Below are 15,598 nucleotides of genomic sequence, written 5' to 3'. Positions count from 1 at the left end.
CGCCCGCCGACGGGGTGGACCTCACCCGCCGGCGCCCGGCGCCGGACTGCGCGGTGCTCCCGTACCCGCCGCGGGTCAGCCGCCGTTCAGCTTGCGCTGGACGAACTCGTAGCTCCGGTCGCCGATCTCGGGCGCGTACTGCTTCGCGGCCTCGACGGAGGACCGGAAGTTCTCGCCGGCCCAGATCCGGCTCTCGCCGCAGGCGTCGGCGAACTCCGTCCAGCTGTTCCACTGCAGCGTGACGTCGTTGGCCGGGGTGACGCCCGGCTCGACCAGCGACGACCCCCGGGGGAACTCGGCCTTCACCTTGATCTGGTCGGTGCCGGTGAACTGCCGCACCTGCGCGGCGAAGGCGAGGCAGAGCGCGGAGCTGGCGGAGGGGTACTCGGGGTGGTCGGCGGAGACGGAGTCCAGGTAGCCCTCCCACTCCTCGCCCGTGATGTCGTTGACGGTGCCCTGCCCGGGGCCGCCCCAGGCGGTCAGCTTCCGGTCGCCGTACAGGTAGTCGACGGCGGTCTCCGGCCGCACCGAGTCGTACTTGCGCTTGTAGTGCCAGGTGGCGATGGTGACGTCGACGAACGCCACGTCGGACATGGTGATGTAGTGGACCGTCTGCTCGGTGTTCAGGTTGCCCGCCAGCACCACCGGGGTGCCCGCGTACTGGCCGAAGGTGAGCACCTTGTCGTTGAACAGCTCGGCGGTCATCTTCTGCTCGTCGGTCAGGTTCGCCGACGCCCTCAGCACCTCGTTCGCCTGCTGCCGGTAGGCGCGCCGGTGCCAGTGGTTGCTCTTCACCGGCGGGCGGACCCGGAACTCGGCGGGGCTGTCGTACGTGAACGGCCGTACCCGGCCGTAGTACGGCGTCGCGAACTGCTGGTCCTTGTAGACGTTCCGCACCGACGACGTGTTCGGCTGCCAGCGTGACGGGTTGCGCAGGTCGTAGACGGTGTTGACCGGCTTGTAGCCGGTGTAGTCGTAGTAGGGCCGCTTGTTGTACTTGCGGCCGCCCCGGGAGCCGTCCCGGTTGCTGCCGTCGCCCTTCCGCGCCTCCATCGCGCTCTTGGCCGCGATGATGCCGATGCCGCTCGGCGTGGTCGGGTCCTCCGCGGTGGCGTCCGGATCGAGGCCGGCCGCCTCCATCATCTCGATCCACCGGCTCTTGTACTCCGGCAGCACGGCGTTCAGAGAGGTGAACGCGGCATAGGTCACGGCGATGTTCTGGTTGCGTGTCGTGTGCTCGGATTCCGGGCGCCGCGGTATTTCAGAGAAGATTCCCTTCGCCGTGGGGTGGTAGGGCGCGATGGCGTCGAACCACGGCATTTCGATGAGCATGGCGTGGTCCACCGTCAGCGACACCGCGCGGCCCGAACTCTCGTCGCGCGACACCCGCTGGAACTTGGGATAGACGACTTCCATCAGCACGTTGTCATGGTCGATGTCGAAGCCGTCTTCCTGCGACGACGCCGGCACCGCACTGGTCAGGGTCCCCGTCAGCGCCGCCGCGGTGGCGATGGCCACCGCGTATCCCAGGCGCCGGTTCCGCAGCCGTGTCACTTTCGCCACCGGACAGTCTCCTTGTTCGTGCGTAGGGTGGATCCGCGTTGTGGCGCGCCTTATTCCGCAAGGGGGTTGCACACTGCTGAAGGACGCTAGACCTGCCGTCACAACCCGGTCCACTGCTCGATCGGGTAGTGGGCACTACCCATGCTGGAGCATTTGCGGCTGTTGCCCGCGCGGGTGCCGCCGGGAAGAATTCCGCCGGTAATACGTTTCGCTCTGGCCGCTACGGGCCGACGGGTGGGTGCACGCATGCGGGGCAGCGGGGAGAGAACGGATCCGGAGCGGCACCCGCCGGCGCGGACCCCGGCCCCGGCCGTCGCGGTGCCGGTGGCGTCGCTGCGGCCCGGCGACTCGCCCCGGCTCGCCGGGATCGACCCCGAGCACGTGCGGCTGCTCGCCGCGCTGCCCGGCCTGCCCCCGGTGCTCGTGCACCGCCGCACGATGCGCGTCGTGGACGGCATGCACCGGCTGCACGCCGCGCGGCTGCGCGGCGACACGACCATCCCCGCCGTGTTCTTCGACGGCGACGAGACGGCGGCCTTCCTGCGCGCCGTCGAGCGCAACCTCACCGGCGGGCTGCCGCTCTCCCTGCACGACCGCGAGGCGGCGGCCGTCCGCGTCCTCGCGGCGCACCGGCGCTGGTCGGACCGTGCCGTCGCCGCGGCCACCGGCCTGTCCCCGACGACGGTGGGCGCGATCCGGCGGCGCTCCTTCGCCCCGTCCGAGCGCGACGGCGGCGGGGCCCGCGCCGCGGACGGGGCCGACGCCGGGCGGCTGGGGCGGGACGGCCGGGTCCGCCCCCTGGACGCCTCCGCCGGCCGGCTGCGGGCGAGCCGGGTGATCGCCCGGCATCCCGAGGCGTCGCTGCGCGCCATCGCGCGGGCGGCCGGCGTCTCGGTGGGCACGGCCCACGACGTACGCGAACGTCTGCGCACCGGCCGCGACCCCCTCCCGCCGAGGCCGGGGCGGGCGGCGGGCGCGGGGCCCGGTGGCACGCGGTGCGGGACGGCCTGGGCCGGGACCCGTCCGTGCGGTACGCGCCGAGCGGCCGGGCCTTCCTGGCCTGGGCCGACGAGCACGTGCTGGAACCGGACGACCTGGCCGGACGGGTCGACGCGGTGCCGCCGCACTGGCGCGGCCCGGTGGCCGAGGTGGCCCGGTCGTGCGCCGCGGCGTGGCTGGAGTTCGGGCGGGTGCTGGAGCGGCGGGCGCTGACGCAGCGCGGCCCCGCGGACTGACCCCCGTCCGCGCGGCCCGGCCGCACCCCCGGCGCCGCCCGCGCCGGGGGTGCGGTCTCCGGCTACGGCAGCGCGGGGCCGCGGGTGCCGGTGACCTTCCAGACCTTGCCGTTCGCCTTCGCCAGCAGGTACAGCTCGCCCGCCGCGTCCTGCCCGAAGCGCAGGTCGACGCGGGTGTCGCCGGCCAGGTCGCGGGCCGTGACCCGCTTGCCGGTGGCCTCGTCGTAGAGCCTGAGCTGGTGGATCGTCGCCATCTGCGGGGCGCCGCGGACCATGTCGCGGGCGCGGCTGGCGAACACGCGGCCGTCGACGAGGTCGCCGAAGACGTATGTGCCGCGCAGCTTGCGCAGGTCGTCGCCGCGGTAGACGAAGCCGCCGGAGACGGCGCGGCCGATGTCGGAGGTGCAGTTCCAGTCCGGCGGCGGGTCGTGGTCGTAGGCGGCCACGGGGTAGGTGTAGCCGTACTTGTCGTCGTCGGGCGGCAGCGGCTTGTACGCGTCGCAGGGGTCGCCCGGGCTCTTGTCGAAGACGAACGGGCCCTCGCGCTCGCTCCAGCCGGAGTTGTCCCCGGCCCGCACCTCGTAGACGGACTCCACGGCGTGCTGGCCGATGTGGCCGAGGTACATCCGGTGCTCGCCGCCGCTGTCCCAGCTGAACCGGTGCGGGTCGCGGTAGCCGTAGGCGTGGATCTCGCCGAGGGCGCCCGGGCGGTCGGCGAAGGGGTTGTCGGCGGGGACGCCGTACGCGCCGTTGGCGCTGTCGTCGCCGCGGGGGTCGATCCGCAGCAGCTTGCCATGCGGCAGCGCGAGGTTCTGCGGCTCGGTGGTGCGTACGCCCGTGCCGCCGTCGCCCACGGCGATGTAGAGCTTGCCGTACTCGGCGCTGCCCCGGCGGGCGGTGGGGTTGAACGCGATCTGCTGGATGCCGTGGATCCGGCCCTGGAAGCCGAGGCGCAGCACCTCGCGGCGGGTGCCGGAGAACGTGTCGGCGGCCGGGTCGTCGGCCGTCCATTCGGTGATGATGCCGTGGTAGCCGGTGTTGGGCTGCGGGGTGAGGTCGGGCTCCTCGTCGGTGGTGGAGGCCAGTTCGGTGTGGACGGTGTAGAAGATACCGTTGCGGGCGAAGCCGGGGTGGAAGGCGGCGTAGCCGAAGCCCTGGCCGAGGCCCTGGCCGGAGAAGAACTGCGGCGCGAAGGCGGCGCCGACGTCGAGGTACGGGCGGGGCTGCCCGCCGTCCTCGACCAGGTAGAGCTTGCCGTTGAGGTCGGGCACCGCCTTGCGGCCGGAGCCGTCGGGGAGTTCGGCGAGGGCGTTGATGCGGGCGTGCCGCATCAGCCGCGGGTCGGTCGGCGGCGGCGTCGGCTCCGACTCCGGGAGCTGCGCGTACTCCGCCACGACGAGACCGAGCTGCACCGGCACCGGCTTGGGCAGGATCGCGTCCCCGGGGGCCGCGGCCGGCTCGGTGCGGGCCGCGGCGGGGGCGGTCAGGAAGGCGGTCGCGGCCACGGCCGCGGCGAGCACGGGCGCGAGGAGGCGGGGCCGGGGCTTTCGGCGGGTGGGTGTGGGCACTGCCGGGCTCCGTTTCTGGGGTGGTGCCGGTGCGCTGCGGGCCGGGGCGGCGCGGGAGCGCGGGCCGGGCGGAGGGGGCGGACGGGGACGGAAGCGGACGGACGCGGACGGACGCGGGAGGACGCGGGAGGAGGGGGACGGACGGGGGTGCGGCTCAGGGGCGCGGCCAGGCCATCAGCCGGTACTGCGCCCGCACCTGCCCGGGGGACAGCTCGCGGTCGAGGAACATCAGGCCGTCCATACGGCAGTTGCAGGGATTGCGCTCCCGCGTGTTCTGCGGGAAGCTCCCGCCGATCTTGATGCCGGCCGGGTCGGTCGGCGACGCGCGGTGCTCACCGGGCCCGCCGACCTGCCACGGGTCGCCGGGGACGGTGTAGAAGCCGTCGAGGCGTTCGCCGTTGCGGTACAGCGCCATGGAGCCGTCGGTGTAGTCGAACGTCGCGGCCAGGAACACCCACCTGTCGCGCGGCAGCAGCCGGCGCCAGTCCGCGGCGGCGGCGAACGTCTGCGAGGCACCCCCGTCGAGCCGGCGGCCCAGCGCCACGAGCCGCAGCTCGCCGTCCACCTCGATCAGCTCCAGCAGCGCCCGTACGCCGTGGCCGTCGGAGTCGCCGGAGAGCACGCCGGCCAGCCCGACGGCGTTGTAGCGGTCGTCCGGGGCCGGGGTGCCGGAGTCGGGGGCGGGGTTGTCGCCCGTCACCTTGAACCAGCCCATGACGGTGGCGGCGGCCGCCCCGTTGAACGCGCCCAGCTCCGGCACGCCCCCGGGGGCGTGGACGCCGGCCTTCCAGTCGTCGTTCCCGGCGGTGCCGGGGGAGACCTGGGCGGTCTGCAGCGCGGTGCCGGCACCCGGGTACGCGCGGTCGGGCACGCGCATCGCGGCGCCGCCGTTGACGAGGTCGATGTCGGTGCCGGAGCGGCCCCGGTCCCGCTCGCGGGCGGGGTCGCCGGGGACCGGGTGGGCGAAGTCGTAGTACGCGACGAGGTCCGGCAGCACGGCGGGGAGCACGTCGGGCGCGTCCCGCCCGGCTGCCCCCGGCCCGTCTCCGGCCCGGGCCGCCTGCACCGGCCCGGCCGCCAGCGCGGTCAGGGCCAGCGCCGCGGCGACCGCGGCCACGCGCGTGGCCGCGCTTCCTCTGTGCTTCGGCATCGCGTCGTCTCCCTGCCCGAAGAGGATCGCCAACAGGAGGTAAGCGCTTGCTATACCCGTTGCGGACCGTATCCGCGCGACGTGTGCGCGTCAAGGAAGCCGGCGCCGGTACGTGCGCCTCCCGGCCCGGCGGCCGGCCCCGGGCACCGGCCCGGCCGGCGTACTCGGGGCCGTGCGGGTGGCGTACGACCAGGGGAGGAGGCGATCCCGGCAGGACCGGCCACCGGGTGGACGGCACGGGGTGCCGCACGCCGTAACGTGTGTCCATGAATGTCGAGCGTGGCGATCAGGGGGACGGGACGATGGAGCAGACCGACACCGACGCTCCGGTGGCGAAGCTGGACGAGCCGGAGAAGCCGGAGGCGCCGGAGCACCAGACGTGGGGGTCGAGGGCACCGGGCTTCATCCAGCGCTCCCGCGCGCTGCACCTGAGCTGGCAGGTCGGGGTCTTCATCGTGGGCCTGGCCATCGTCACCGGGGGCGTCATCCTGCTGCCCCTGCCCGGCCCCGGCTGGCTGGTGATCTTCGCCGGCATGGCCGTGTGGGCGACGGAGTTCGTGTGGGCGCAGATAGTCCTGCGCTGGACCAAGCGCAAGGTCACCGAGGCCGCACAGCGCGCGCTCGACCCGAAGGTCCGCCGCCGCAACGCCATCCTGACCGCCGCGGGCCTGGTGATCTGCGGCGTGCTGCTCGGCGTCTACCTGTACAAGTTCGGTCTGGAGATGCCCTGGAACGTCTGACGGCCGCGGTCCCGGCGGTCCCGGCGGACGGCCACGCGCCGTCCGCCGGGAGGCGGGCGCGCCCTCCTCAGCCCGCGTCGTCCTCCGCGACCGTCTGCAGGATCTGCTCGCCGTACTTCGCGAGCTTGTTCTCGCCGACCCCGCTCACCGACCCCAGCGCGGCCAGCGACCCCGGCCGCTCGGTGGCGATCTGCCGCAGCGTCGCGTCGTGGAAGATCACGTACGCGGGCACCCCCTGCTCCTTCGCGGTCGCGCCCCGCCACGCGCGCAGCCGGTCGAACAGCGACGCCGCCTCCGCGGGCAGGTCGGCCGCCTCGGCGTGCCGGTCCCCGGCCCCCTTGGCCTTCGCAGCCTTCGCAGCCTTCGCGGCCTTCGCCGGCCGCTTGGGCTCGGTGCGCAGCGGCACCTTGCGGCCCCGGTACAGCACCTCGTCGGCGTCCTCGGTGAGCACCAGGGTGCCGTAGTCGCCCTCGACGGCGAGCAGTCCCTTGGCCAGCAACTGCCGGACGACGCCGCGCCACTCGTGCTCCGTGAGGTCGGCGCCGACGCCGAAGACGGACAGCGTGTCGTGGTCGTGCTGGATGACCTTGGCCGTCTTCCGGCCCAGCAGGATGTCGACGATCTGGCCGGCGCCGAACTTCTGCCGCCGCTCGCGCCGCAGCCGGACGACCGTCGACAGGAGCTTCTGCGCCGCCACCGTGCCGTCCCACGACTCCGGCGGCGTCAGGCACGTGTCGCAGTTGCCGCAGGGCGAGCCGCTCTGGCCGAAGTAGGCGAGGAGCTGCGCGCGCCGGCAGTCGACGCTCTCGCAGAGCGCGAGCATCGCGTCGAGGTGCGCGCTCACCCGCCGCCGGTGCGCGTCGTCGCCCTCGGAGCCGTCGATCAGCTTGCGCTGCTGCACCACGTCCTGCAGCCCGTACGCCAGCCACGCGGTGGACGGCAGGCCGTCGCGGCCGGCGCGGCCGGTCTCCTGGTAGTAGCCCTCGACGGACTTCGGCAGGTCGAGGTGGGCGACGTAGCGCACGTCGGGCTTGTCGATGCCCATGCCGAACGCGATCGTGGCGACGATCGCCACCCCCTCCTCGCGCAGGAAGCGCGACTGGTGCTCCGCGCGGGTCGCCGCCGGCAGCCCGGCGTGGTACGGCAGCGCCTCGATCCCGTTCTTCACGAGGAAGTCCGCGGTGTCCTCGACGGACCTGCGCGACAGGCAGTAGACGATGCCCGCGTCGCCCGCGTGCTCGGTGCGCAGCAGGTCGAGGAGCTGCTTCTTCGGCTCCCGCTTGGGCACGATGCGGTACTGGATGTTGGGCCGGTCGAAGCTGGCCACGAAGTGGCGGGCCTGCTCCAGCCGCAGCCGGCTCGCGATCTCCGCGTGCGTGGCCTTGGTCGCCGTCGCGGTCAGCGCGATGCGCGGCACGTCCGGCCAGCGCTCGGACAGCGCGGACAGCGCCAGGTAGTCGGGCCGGAAGTCGTGGCCCCACTGCGAGACGCAGTGCGCCTCGTCGATGGCGAACAGCGCGATCGTGCCGCGGTCGAGCAGCCGCAGCGTGGACTCCACCCGCAGCCGCTCGGGGGCGAGGTAGAGCAGGTCGATCTCGCCGGCGACGAACTCGGCCTCCACCATCCGGCGCTCGTCGGGGTCCTGTGTGGAGTTGAGGAAGCCGGCGCGCACGCCGAGGGCGCGCAGCGCGTCGACCTGGTCCTGCATGAGCGCGATCAGCGGGGAGATCACCACGCCCGTGCCGGGGCGTACGAGCGCGGGGATCTGGTAGCACAGGGACTTGCCGCCGCCCGTGGGCATCAGTACGAGGGCGTCGCCGCCGCCCACGACGTGGTCGATGATCTCCTGCTGGCCCTCGCGGAACGACTCGTAGCCGAAGACCTTGCTGAGGACTTCAAGCGCCTCGGTGGAACTCATCGGTCGAGTTTATGCCCCGCCGCCGACATCCCGCCGGGCGGTCGCCAGGACCGGCCGGAGTCCGTCCGGCCGCCTGGCCGCCTGGCCGCCCGGCCGTCCGGCTGTCCGGTCGCCCGGCCGTCCGGCCGCCGCCGCGTGGGGCCGGACGGGGACCGGGGGCCGCGGGTGTGAGGCCGCCCCGGCGCCCGGCGAGGCGGCGCCGGGCGTATTCCCTATTCGCGTATCGTCCCTTTCATTGGTCGGCCCATTGACGCGGTGAGCTGTTCCCCAATTCCCCGCGAATAAGGGGTCGTCGGTGTGACCAGGGGTTGTCGTGCGCATGTCCCGACCCCGTAGAATTTCCCCCATCCACCCCCCACTTGAAGAAGGAGACCAGGATGGCAGCACATCCGGGTTTCGACCGCCGCGCCCTGCTGCGCGGCGGGCTGACCGCCACCGCGGCCGGAGCGCTCGGGCTCGGCGCGGCGGGGCTCGCGAACGCGGCGCCCACGCCCGCGGCCGCGGCGGCCGCGGCCCCCGCCGCGCTCGGCACCGCCCGTTCGCTCGCGGCCCCCGAGCCGCGTATCTACAGCACCGCGGAATGGGGCGCCCGGTCGCCGCAAACCGACATCGTCATCCTCGACCACGTGCCGACGTACATCGTCGTCCACCACACCGTGGAACCCGGCAACACCGAGGATTACTCGCTGGAACACGCCATGGAAATCTGCCGGGCCATCCAGGACTTCCACATGGACGAGCGCGGCTGGGGCGACACCGGCCAGCAGTTCACCATCAGCCGCGGCGGCTACCACCTCGAAGGCCGGCACGAGAGCCTGGACGTCGTGCGCGGCGGCACCCGGCACGTGCAGGGCGCCAACGTCGGCGGCCACAACAGCGAGGTCATCGGCATCGAGAACGAGGGCCTGTACACCGACGTCGACGTCCCCGACGCGCTGTGGGACTCGCTCGTCGCGATGGTCGCCTGGATCGCCGGGCAGTACGGGCGGCCGGTGGAGAACATCATGGGCCACCGCGACTTCAACTCCACCGAGTGCCCCGGCGACGTGCTGTACGGCCGGCTGCCGGAGCTGCGCGAGGCGCTGGCCGCCCCGCTCGGCGAGCCGGCGCCGGCCCGGACCGCCTCGTGGCCGCTGCTGCGCCCCGGCGACAGCGGCCCGGCGGTGCGCGCCGCGCAGCACCTGCTGCGCGCCCACGGGTTCACGGGGCTGCCGGCCGACGGGCTGTTCGGCCCGTCGACGCGGGCGGCCGTCGCCCGGCTCGCCGAACAGAGCGGCGTCGAGCGGCACGCGTGCTCGGCGGAGTTCCACAAGCGCGCCGACGAGACCGGCTACCTGGGCGCGGACGTCTGGCCGCTGATCACCCCGCGCGGGCGCGTCGCGGACGTCGAGGTCGCGAAGGCGGTGGAGGCGCTGCTCGGCCGCGGCAAGCGGGCACCGGCGGGCCGGGAGCTGGACGCGGCGGAGTGGAAGCGGCTGCTGTCCTGACGGCCTGACCGATCCCGTACGGACCGGGCCCCGCCCGCGCGGCACGGCTCGCGCCCGCGTACGGGTGGACGGCACCGCGTACGGCGGACGGCACGCGACCGCCGCGTACGCCCCCGGAGGGCGGCGCGGCGGTCGCGCCGGCGTCAGCGGCGGCCCGTGACGAGCGGCCGGAGCTTGTCGGCGAGGGCCTCGTCGGTGACGAGCTGGAAGTCGTCGGCGATGTAGAGGGCCGAGTCCGGGCACGTCTCCTCGGGGCTCGTCGTGCCGTCGAGGGCGAACTTCGTCACCAGCTCGCCGGTGCGGGCCTCGAAGACCCGGTAGACGTAGCGCGCGCTGTGCACGTCGACCTCGCCGTCGCCGGTGTTGTTCGCGCCGCCGAGGTAGGTGCAGGTGCCGACCTTGCGGCTCGGGTGGTCCCAGTCGTCGTACTGGCAGACCACCAGCTGGGCGTCGGCGTCCGCGTAGTCCGCCGTCCACGCGCCGGGCAGCTGGGGCGGCTCGCTCTCGTCGACGGCGAGGTCGTCCTTGAACAGGACGGCCGGGTGCGGTCCGGGGCCCTGGTAGGCCGGCCCGCCGGGAAGGTACGCCTTCACCTTGCCGGCCTCGAAGGGCTCGGCGAAGTCGCAGACCTCCTCGGCGCTCCGCACGACCTGCGGCTCCGGCGCCGGCGGCGTGCGCGGCAGCGGATCGGACGACGGGGACGGGCTCGGCGCCGCCGCGTCCCCGCCCGCGCTCCCGTCCCCGCGCCTGTACACGTCCCCGTCGCCCCCGCCGCAGGCGACGGGCCCCGCCAGTCCCGCGACGGCGGCCAGCACGACCCCGGCGACGCCGCGCCGCACACGTCCCACGATGCCCGCTCCTTCCCCCGCACGCCCCGGGCTCCGCCCGCACCGTACCGCCACCGCCCGGGGACGGGTCCCCCGGCGGTACGGTGCCTGTCGCGCCGAGGCCAACCGCCGACGTCCTCGCGGTGGTTGGGTAGGTGACGAGCAGTGCCGGCGGGGAGGTGCCCCGGCACGGGAGGAGGAGCGCTGTGGAGCCGCTGGCGGCTGGAGATCCCGCGCGGGTGGGCGACTTCGTGCTACGCGGCCGCCTGGGCGCGGGCGGGATGGGCGAGGTGTTCCTCGGACGGTCGCCCGGCGGGCGGGCGGCGGCGGTGAAGGTGGTGCACGCCCACCTGGCGCGGCAGCCGCAGTTCCGGCACCGGTTCCGGCGCGAGGTGGCCGCCGCGCGGTCGGTCAGCGGCGCGTACACCGCGCCGGTGATGGCGGCGGGCCCGGAGGACGATCCGCCGTGGATCGCCACGCTCTACGTGCCCGGCCCCTCCCTGGCCGACGCGGTGGCCGCGGCCGGGGCGCTCCCGGAGGACTCGGTGTGGCCGCTGGCGGCCGGGCTGGCCGAGGCGCTGCAGGCCATCCACGCCGAGGGGTTGCTCCACCGCGACCTCACGCCGTCGAACGTGCTGCTGGCCGCGGACGGCCCGCGGGTGATCGACTTCGGGATCTCCCGGGCCCTGGACGGCACCGTGCTGACCGGGACCGGCGCGACCATCGGCACGCCGGGCTTCATGTCCCCGGAGCAGGCCGAGGACGGCGACGTCCGGCAGGCCGGCGACGTCTTCTCCTGCGGCGCCGTGCTGGCCTACGCCGCCGGCGGCGTCGAACCCTTCGGCGGCGGCGCACCGCTGGGCATCCTGCACCGGGTGGTCACGGCCGAGCCGCGGCTGGACGCGGTGCCGCGGCGGATACGCGCCCTGGTGGCCGCCTGTCTGGCCAAGAACCCGGACGACCGGCCCACCCCCGCGGAACTCCTCGGCCTGATCGCCGCGGACTGGGACCCGGGCGCCGACTTCCCCGCCGGGTCGCCGTGGCCCGAGGCCGTGGCCGACCTCATCCAGGCCCGCGCGACACCGGCCGCCGCGCGCGGCGGCGCGCCCGGCACGGGGCCCGAGACCGAGCCCGGCGGCGCCCCGCCGCCGCACGCCGCGCCCACGAGGACCGCACCCCGGCCGTACACCCCCACGCAGCCGGTGGCGCAGGAACCGCCGCCGGACCCGCCCCCGCAGCCGGCCCCCGCCTCCGGCCGCCGCGTGCCGAGGGCCGACCGCCCCCGCGCGCTGAACCGCCGCCACCGGCACGCGCTCAGGGTCCACAAGTCGGGCGACTTCGCGGAGGCCGAGCGGCTGCTGGCCGCACTCGTCGCGGACCGCACCCGGGTGCAGGGGCCCGACCACCCCGACGTCACCTACAGCCGCCAGCACCACGCGTCGGCGCTGATGGACGCTGAACGGTGGGAGGAGGCCGCGCGGATACTTGCCGACGTCGTCCCGGCCATGCTGCGACTGCGCGGCCCCGACAACCCCGGCGTCCTGCTCGCCCACCAGCAGTACGCCGAGTCCCTCGGGAACGCGGGAGAGCCGGAGGAGGCCCTGCGGCTGCTGGCCGACATCGTCCCGGACTCCGTACGCCTCCGGGGCCCCGACGACCCCGAAACGCTGCTCGCCCGGCACCTCCACGCCACCAACCTCGCCGACACGGGGGACTACGCCCAGGCCGCGCGCCTCTTCGCCGTCCTCGTCGACGACCGGATCCGCGTGCACGGCCCCGACCACGTCAAAACCCTGACCGCCCGGATGCTCCACGCGCACTACCTCGGCGAGGCGGGCGACCCCGCGGAGGCCGCGCGTCTGCTGGCCGCGCTCATCCCCAACCAGGCCCGGCTGCGGAGCCCCGACCACTCCGAGACCCTGGCCGCCCGCGGCGCCCGCGCCCGCCACCTCGGAGCGGCCGGGGAGTACGAAGAGGCCGCCCGCGCGTACGGGGAACTGGCCGCCGACCGCGCGCGTGTCCTGGGCCCGGACCACGGCGACACCCTCAACGCGCGCCACCACCATGCCCATTACGTCGGGGAGGCCGGGAGGCACGAGGAGGCCGCGCGGGCACACGCCGGGCTGGCCGCCGACCGCGCGCGCGTCCAGGGCCCCGACCACCGCGACACCCTCAACGAGCGTGACTACCACGCCTATCACCTCGGGGAGGCCGGGAGGCGCGACGAGGCGGCGCGCGCGTACGCGGAGCTGGCCGCGGACCGCGCCCGCGTCGAGGGCCCCGACCACCTCGACACCCTGAGCGCGCGCGAACGCCACGCCAGCCATCTCGGCGGGTCGGGACGGCACCTGGAGGCGGCCCGGCTGCACGCCGGGCTGGCCGCCGACCGCGCGCGCGTCCAGGGCCCCGACCACCGCGACACCGTGCTCGCCCGCCACTTCCACGGGTGGGAGCTGGGCGAAGGGGGCGAGTGCGCCGAGGCGGCGCGGTTGCTGGGCGAGGTCGCGGACGACTGGGCGCGCGTCGTGGGGCCCGACACCCCCGACACCCTGAAGGCGCGCCACTCCAGCGCCCGCTACCTCGGTGCGGCGGGGCAGCATGCCGAGGCGGCCCGGCTGCTGGCCGGCATCGCGGCCGACTGGGCCAGGGTCGGGGGTCCGGACCACCCCGAAACCCTCGCCGCGCGCGACCACCACGCCTACTACCTCGGGGAGGCGGGGGAGCACGAGGAGGCGGAGCGCCTGCGGGCCGGGCTGGCCGCCGACCGGACCCGGTTCGAGCGGGACTCCGCGGCCTGACCACCGCGGCACGCACCCGGGCCGCCCGGCGGGCTACGGGGCGGCCGGAATGCGGCGGCGGACGTCCGCGAACAAATTGCGCATCGCCACGCGGAACAGCTACGCGCGGTGCCCGCCGAGGAACGAGGTCTGCCCGAACACCTCCAGCACCACCCGCCCGCTGCATGGTCGGGCCCTCCAGCGCGCGTCGTGCCGGCCCGTTCCCGCGTACACATTGTTGAAGAATAAATCAGTCTGCTTCGGACTTTGCCGCCATCCCCCCTACAGGAAATCAAGTCAGTACCAACCGCGCCGTTCCATACTCCAGCCGAGAGGTGCGAGTCGCTCACACCTCCCTGTCGATCCGTCAAGGATCCCGCTGAACCCGTTGCGGGCCGTGGCCAACGGCTCCCGGCCCCGGCCCGCCACGGTGACCCGCAGGGACCGTCCACGGACCGGGTGACAGGGCCCCGGGCCGTCCGGACGCCACGCCCCTCATCCTCGGTCTCCCCTGCCACACCGCGGTGGCACGGCGCCGGGGGACAAGTTCACAGTTCGTTGGAGGAAAATTTCATGGTGAGTCGGCGCAGGGTGCTCGCCGCCGGTATGGCGACGGCGTGCACGGGGGTTACGGGGGCGGCGCTGGTGCCGCTGGCGACGACGCCGGCCGGGGCGCAGCCGGCCGCCGCGGAGCCGGCGAAGGCCGGCGCGTCAGCCGTCACTCCCTTCACCCAGCCCATGCCGCGACCCAGGGTGCTGTCGCCGGTGTCGTCCGTCGGCGGCATCGACGTCTACGTGATGACCATGCGCCCGGCGACCGCGGAGATACTCCCCGGCATACAGACCCGGGTGCTCACGTTCAACGGCAGCTTCCCCGGACCGCTGATCAAGGCGCGCCGCGGCCGGCCCGTCGTGATCCACCAGCGCAACCGGCTCGACGTGCCCACCTCGGTGCACCTGCACGGCGGGGAGGTGGACCCGCAGCACGACGGCCAGCCGATGGCGACCATCGCCCCCGGTGAGGACCGTACGTACTACTACCCCAACGCGCAGCCGCACGCCTCGCTCTGGTACCACGACCACGCGCACCACCTGGAGTCCGAGAACGTCTACCGCGGCCTGTCCGGCCAGTACCTCCTCACCGACGAGGTCGAGGAGGCGCTGCCGCTGCCCTCCGGGGAGTACGACCTGCCCATCGCCATCCGCGACGCCAACGTGGACGACACCGGTCTGCACTACACGATGAGCGACCGGAACCGCTCCACGATGATCGCCAACGGCAAGGCGTACCCGTACGTCGAGGTCGCCGCCCGCAAGTACCGCATCCGCTTCCTCAACTGCTCCAACCAGCGCTTCATGGAGCTGGGTCTGGAGGACGGCGGCGAGATGATCCAGATCGGCTCCGACGGCGGGCTGCTGCCCGGCCCGCACCCCACGACGTCGATCCCGCTGTCCGCCGCCGAGCGCGCCGACGTCGTCATCGACTTCTCCCGCTACCCCGTCGGCAGCAGCGTCGTACTCAGGAACAGCGGCGGCTTCGGCAACCCCGAACTCGTCGGCCAGGTCCTGCGCTTCGACATCGTCCGCACCGCCGAGGACGACAGCAGCGTCCCGTCCGTGCTGCGCGAGCTGCCCCCGCTGCCCCAGCCGACCGCCGAGCGCACCGTCACCCTGCGGATGGACGAGGACGGCCGGCCCGACCCGCAGGCGTACATCGACGAGAAGCTCTACGACCCGGACCGGGTGGACCAGCAGATACGGTTCGGCGCCAGCGAGGTCTGGACGGTCAAGAACCTCAACCAGATCGCCTGGCACAACTTCCACATGCACCTGGTCCAGTTCCGCGTCCTGGAGCGCGACGGCCGGCCCCCGGGCCCGGCCGAGGCCGGGCTCAAGGACACCGTCAACCTCCGCCCGAACGAGACGATCAAGGTCCAGGCGACGTTCGACACCCACCGGGGCTCGTACGTGTACCACTGCCACATGCTGGACCACTCCGCGATGGGCATGATGGCCACGATGCGGATCAGCTGAAGCCGGCCGGCGCCGGCCGGGTTCCGCGCCCCCGGCCGGCGCCGGCCCCTGCCGCCTCAGGACGTCCGGGGGCGGCAGCCAGCCGGTCACATTGACGCATCCATGACATGCGCGGCACCGTCCGCTGCCTCGCCGGCGACGCCGCCACCCGGCCCCGCGCCCCGGCGCGCCCGGCCCCCGGCCCGCCCGGAAGGTGCCGCCTTCTCACCCGACTGCGCGCGCAGCGCTGGTGCGCCCCGCGGGCCTGGCCCAGGCTCGGATACGGACCCCGGGCGCGGCCCGCCCGCGGGAGGTGTGCG

The 15,598-nt window shown here is 74.5% G+C and carries 10 protein-coding genes; 5 read left to right on the top strand and 5 right to left on the bottom strand.

From position 1 onward, the window contains the following. Positions 1-75: 75 nt before the first annotated feature. Positions 76-1,563 carry a vanadium-dependent haloperoxidase gene (locus tag ABD317_RS06230; protein WP_344288641.1) on the bottom strand — a complete coding sequence of 496 codons (1,488 nt, stop codon included), beginning with the start codon at positions 1,561-1,563 and terminating at the stop codon, positions 76-78. Between the two features lie 246 nt (positions 1,564-1,809). Between ABD317_RS06230 and ABD317_RS06225 the strand changes: the two genes are divergently transcribed. After that, a complete protein-coding gene (locus tag ABD317_RS06225; RefSeq protein ID WP_344288640.1) occupies positions 1,810-2,775 on the top strand; it encodes a ParB/RepB/Spo0J family partition protein in 966 nt (321 codons plus the stop codon). Between the two features lie 85 nt (positions 2,776-2,860). On the opposite strand, the gene ABD317_RS06220 is transcribed toward ABD317_RS06225, so the two are convergent. Both ABD317_RS06220 and ABD317_RS06215 read right to left on the bottom strand, forming a co-directional pair. After that, a complete protein-coding gene (locus ABD317_RS06220; RefSeq protein ID WP_344288639.1) occupies positions 2,861-4,366 on the bottom strand; it encodes a PQQ-dependent sugar dehydrogenase in 1,506 nt (501 codons plus the stop codon). A 154-nt stretch (positions 4,367-4,520) separates the two neighbouring features. Further along, a complete protein-coding gene (locus ABD317_RS06215) occupies positions 4,521-5,516 on the bottom strand; it encodes a hypothetical protein (protein ID WP_344288637.1) in 996 nt (331 codons plus the stop codon). Positions 5,517-5,782: 266 nt separating this feature from the next. Between ABD317_RS06215 and ABD317_RS06210 the strand changes: the two genes are divergently transcribed. Next, the gene (locus ABD317_RS06210; RefSeq protein WP_425582285.1) at positions 5,783-6,256 is read left to right on the top strand and encodes a TIGR02611 family protein; all 474 of its coding nucleotides are present in this window, start codon (positions 5,783-5,785) and stop codon (positions 6,254-6,256) included. Between the two features lie 67 nt (positions 6,257-6,323). On the opposite strand, the gene recQ is transcribed toward ABD317_RS06210, so the two are convergent. After that, the gene (gene recQ / locus ABD317_RS06205) at positions 6,324-8,174 is read right to left on the bottom strand and encodes a DNA helicase RecQ (RefSeq protein WP_344288636.1); all 1,851 of its coding nucleotides are present in this window, start codon (positions 8,172-8,174) and stop codon (positions 6,324-6,326) included. A 377-nt stretch (positions 8,175-8,551) separates the two neighbouring features. Between recQ and ABD317_RS06200 the strand changes: the two genes are divergently transcribed. Continuing rightward, positions 8,552-9,661, top strand: coding sequence for a peptidoglycan recognition protein family protein (locus ABD317_RS06200; RefSeq protein ID WP_344288635.1), 1,110 nt, complete (start codon positions 8,552-8,554; stop codon positions 9,659-9,661). 143 nt (positions 9,662-9,804) lie between these two features. Here the strand turns inward: ABD317_RS06200 and ABD317_RS06195 are convergent, their stop codons facing one another. Then, on the bottom strand, positions 9,805-10,509 hold the full coding sequence (locus tag ABD317_RS06195) for a hypothetical protein (RefSeq protein ID WP_344288634.1): 705 nt from the start codon (positions 10,507-10,509) through the stop codon (positions 9,805-9,807). Positions 10,510-10,694: 185 nt separating this feature from the next. Between ABD317_RS06195 and ABD317_RS06190 the strand changes: the two genes are divergently transcribed. Further along, the gene (locus ABD317_RS06190; protein WP_344288633.1) at positions 10,695-13,286 is read left to right on the top strand and encodes a serine/threonine-protein kinase; all 2,592 of its coding nucleotides are present in this window, start codon (positions 10,695-10,697) and stop codon (positions 13,284-13,286) included. Positions 13,287-13,838: 552 nt separating this feature from the next. Further along, complete coding sequence (locus ABD317_RS06185; RefSeq protein ID WP_344288632.1) at positions 13,839-15,299, top strand: multicopper oxidase family protein; 1,461 nt, start codon at positions 13,839-13,841, stop codon at positions 15,297-15,299. Positions 15,300-15,598: the final 299 nt, after the last annotated feature.

It is taken from the genome of Streptomyces synnematoformans, from assembly GCF_039531005.1.
Lineage (GTDB): Bacteria > Actinomycetota > Actinomycetes > Streptomycetales > Streptomycetaceae > Streptomyces > Streptomyces synnematoformans.
This window is presented reverse-complemented; position numbering and strand designations above follow the sequence as displayed.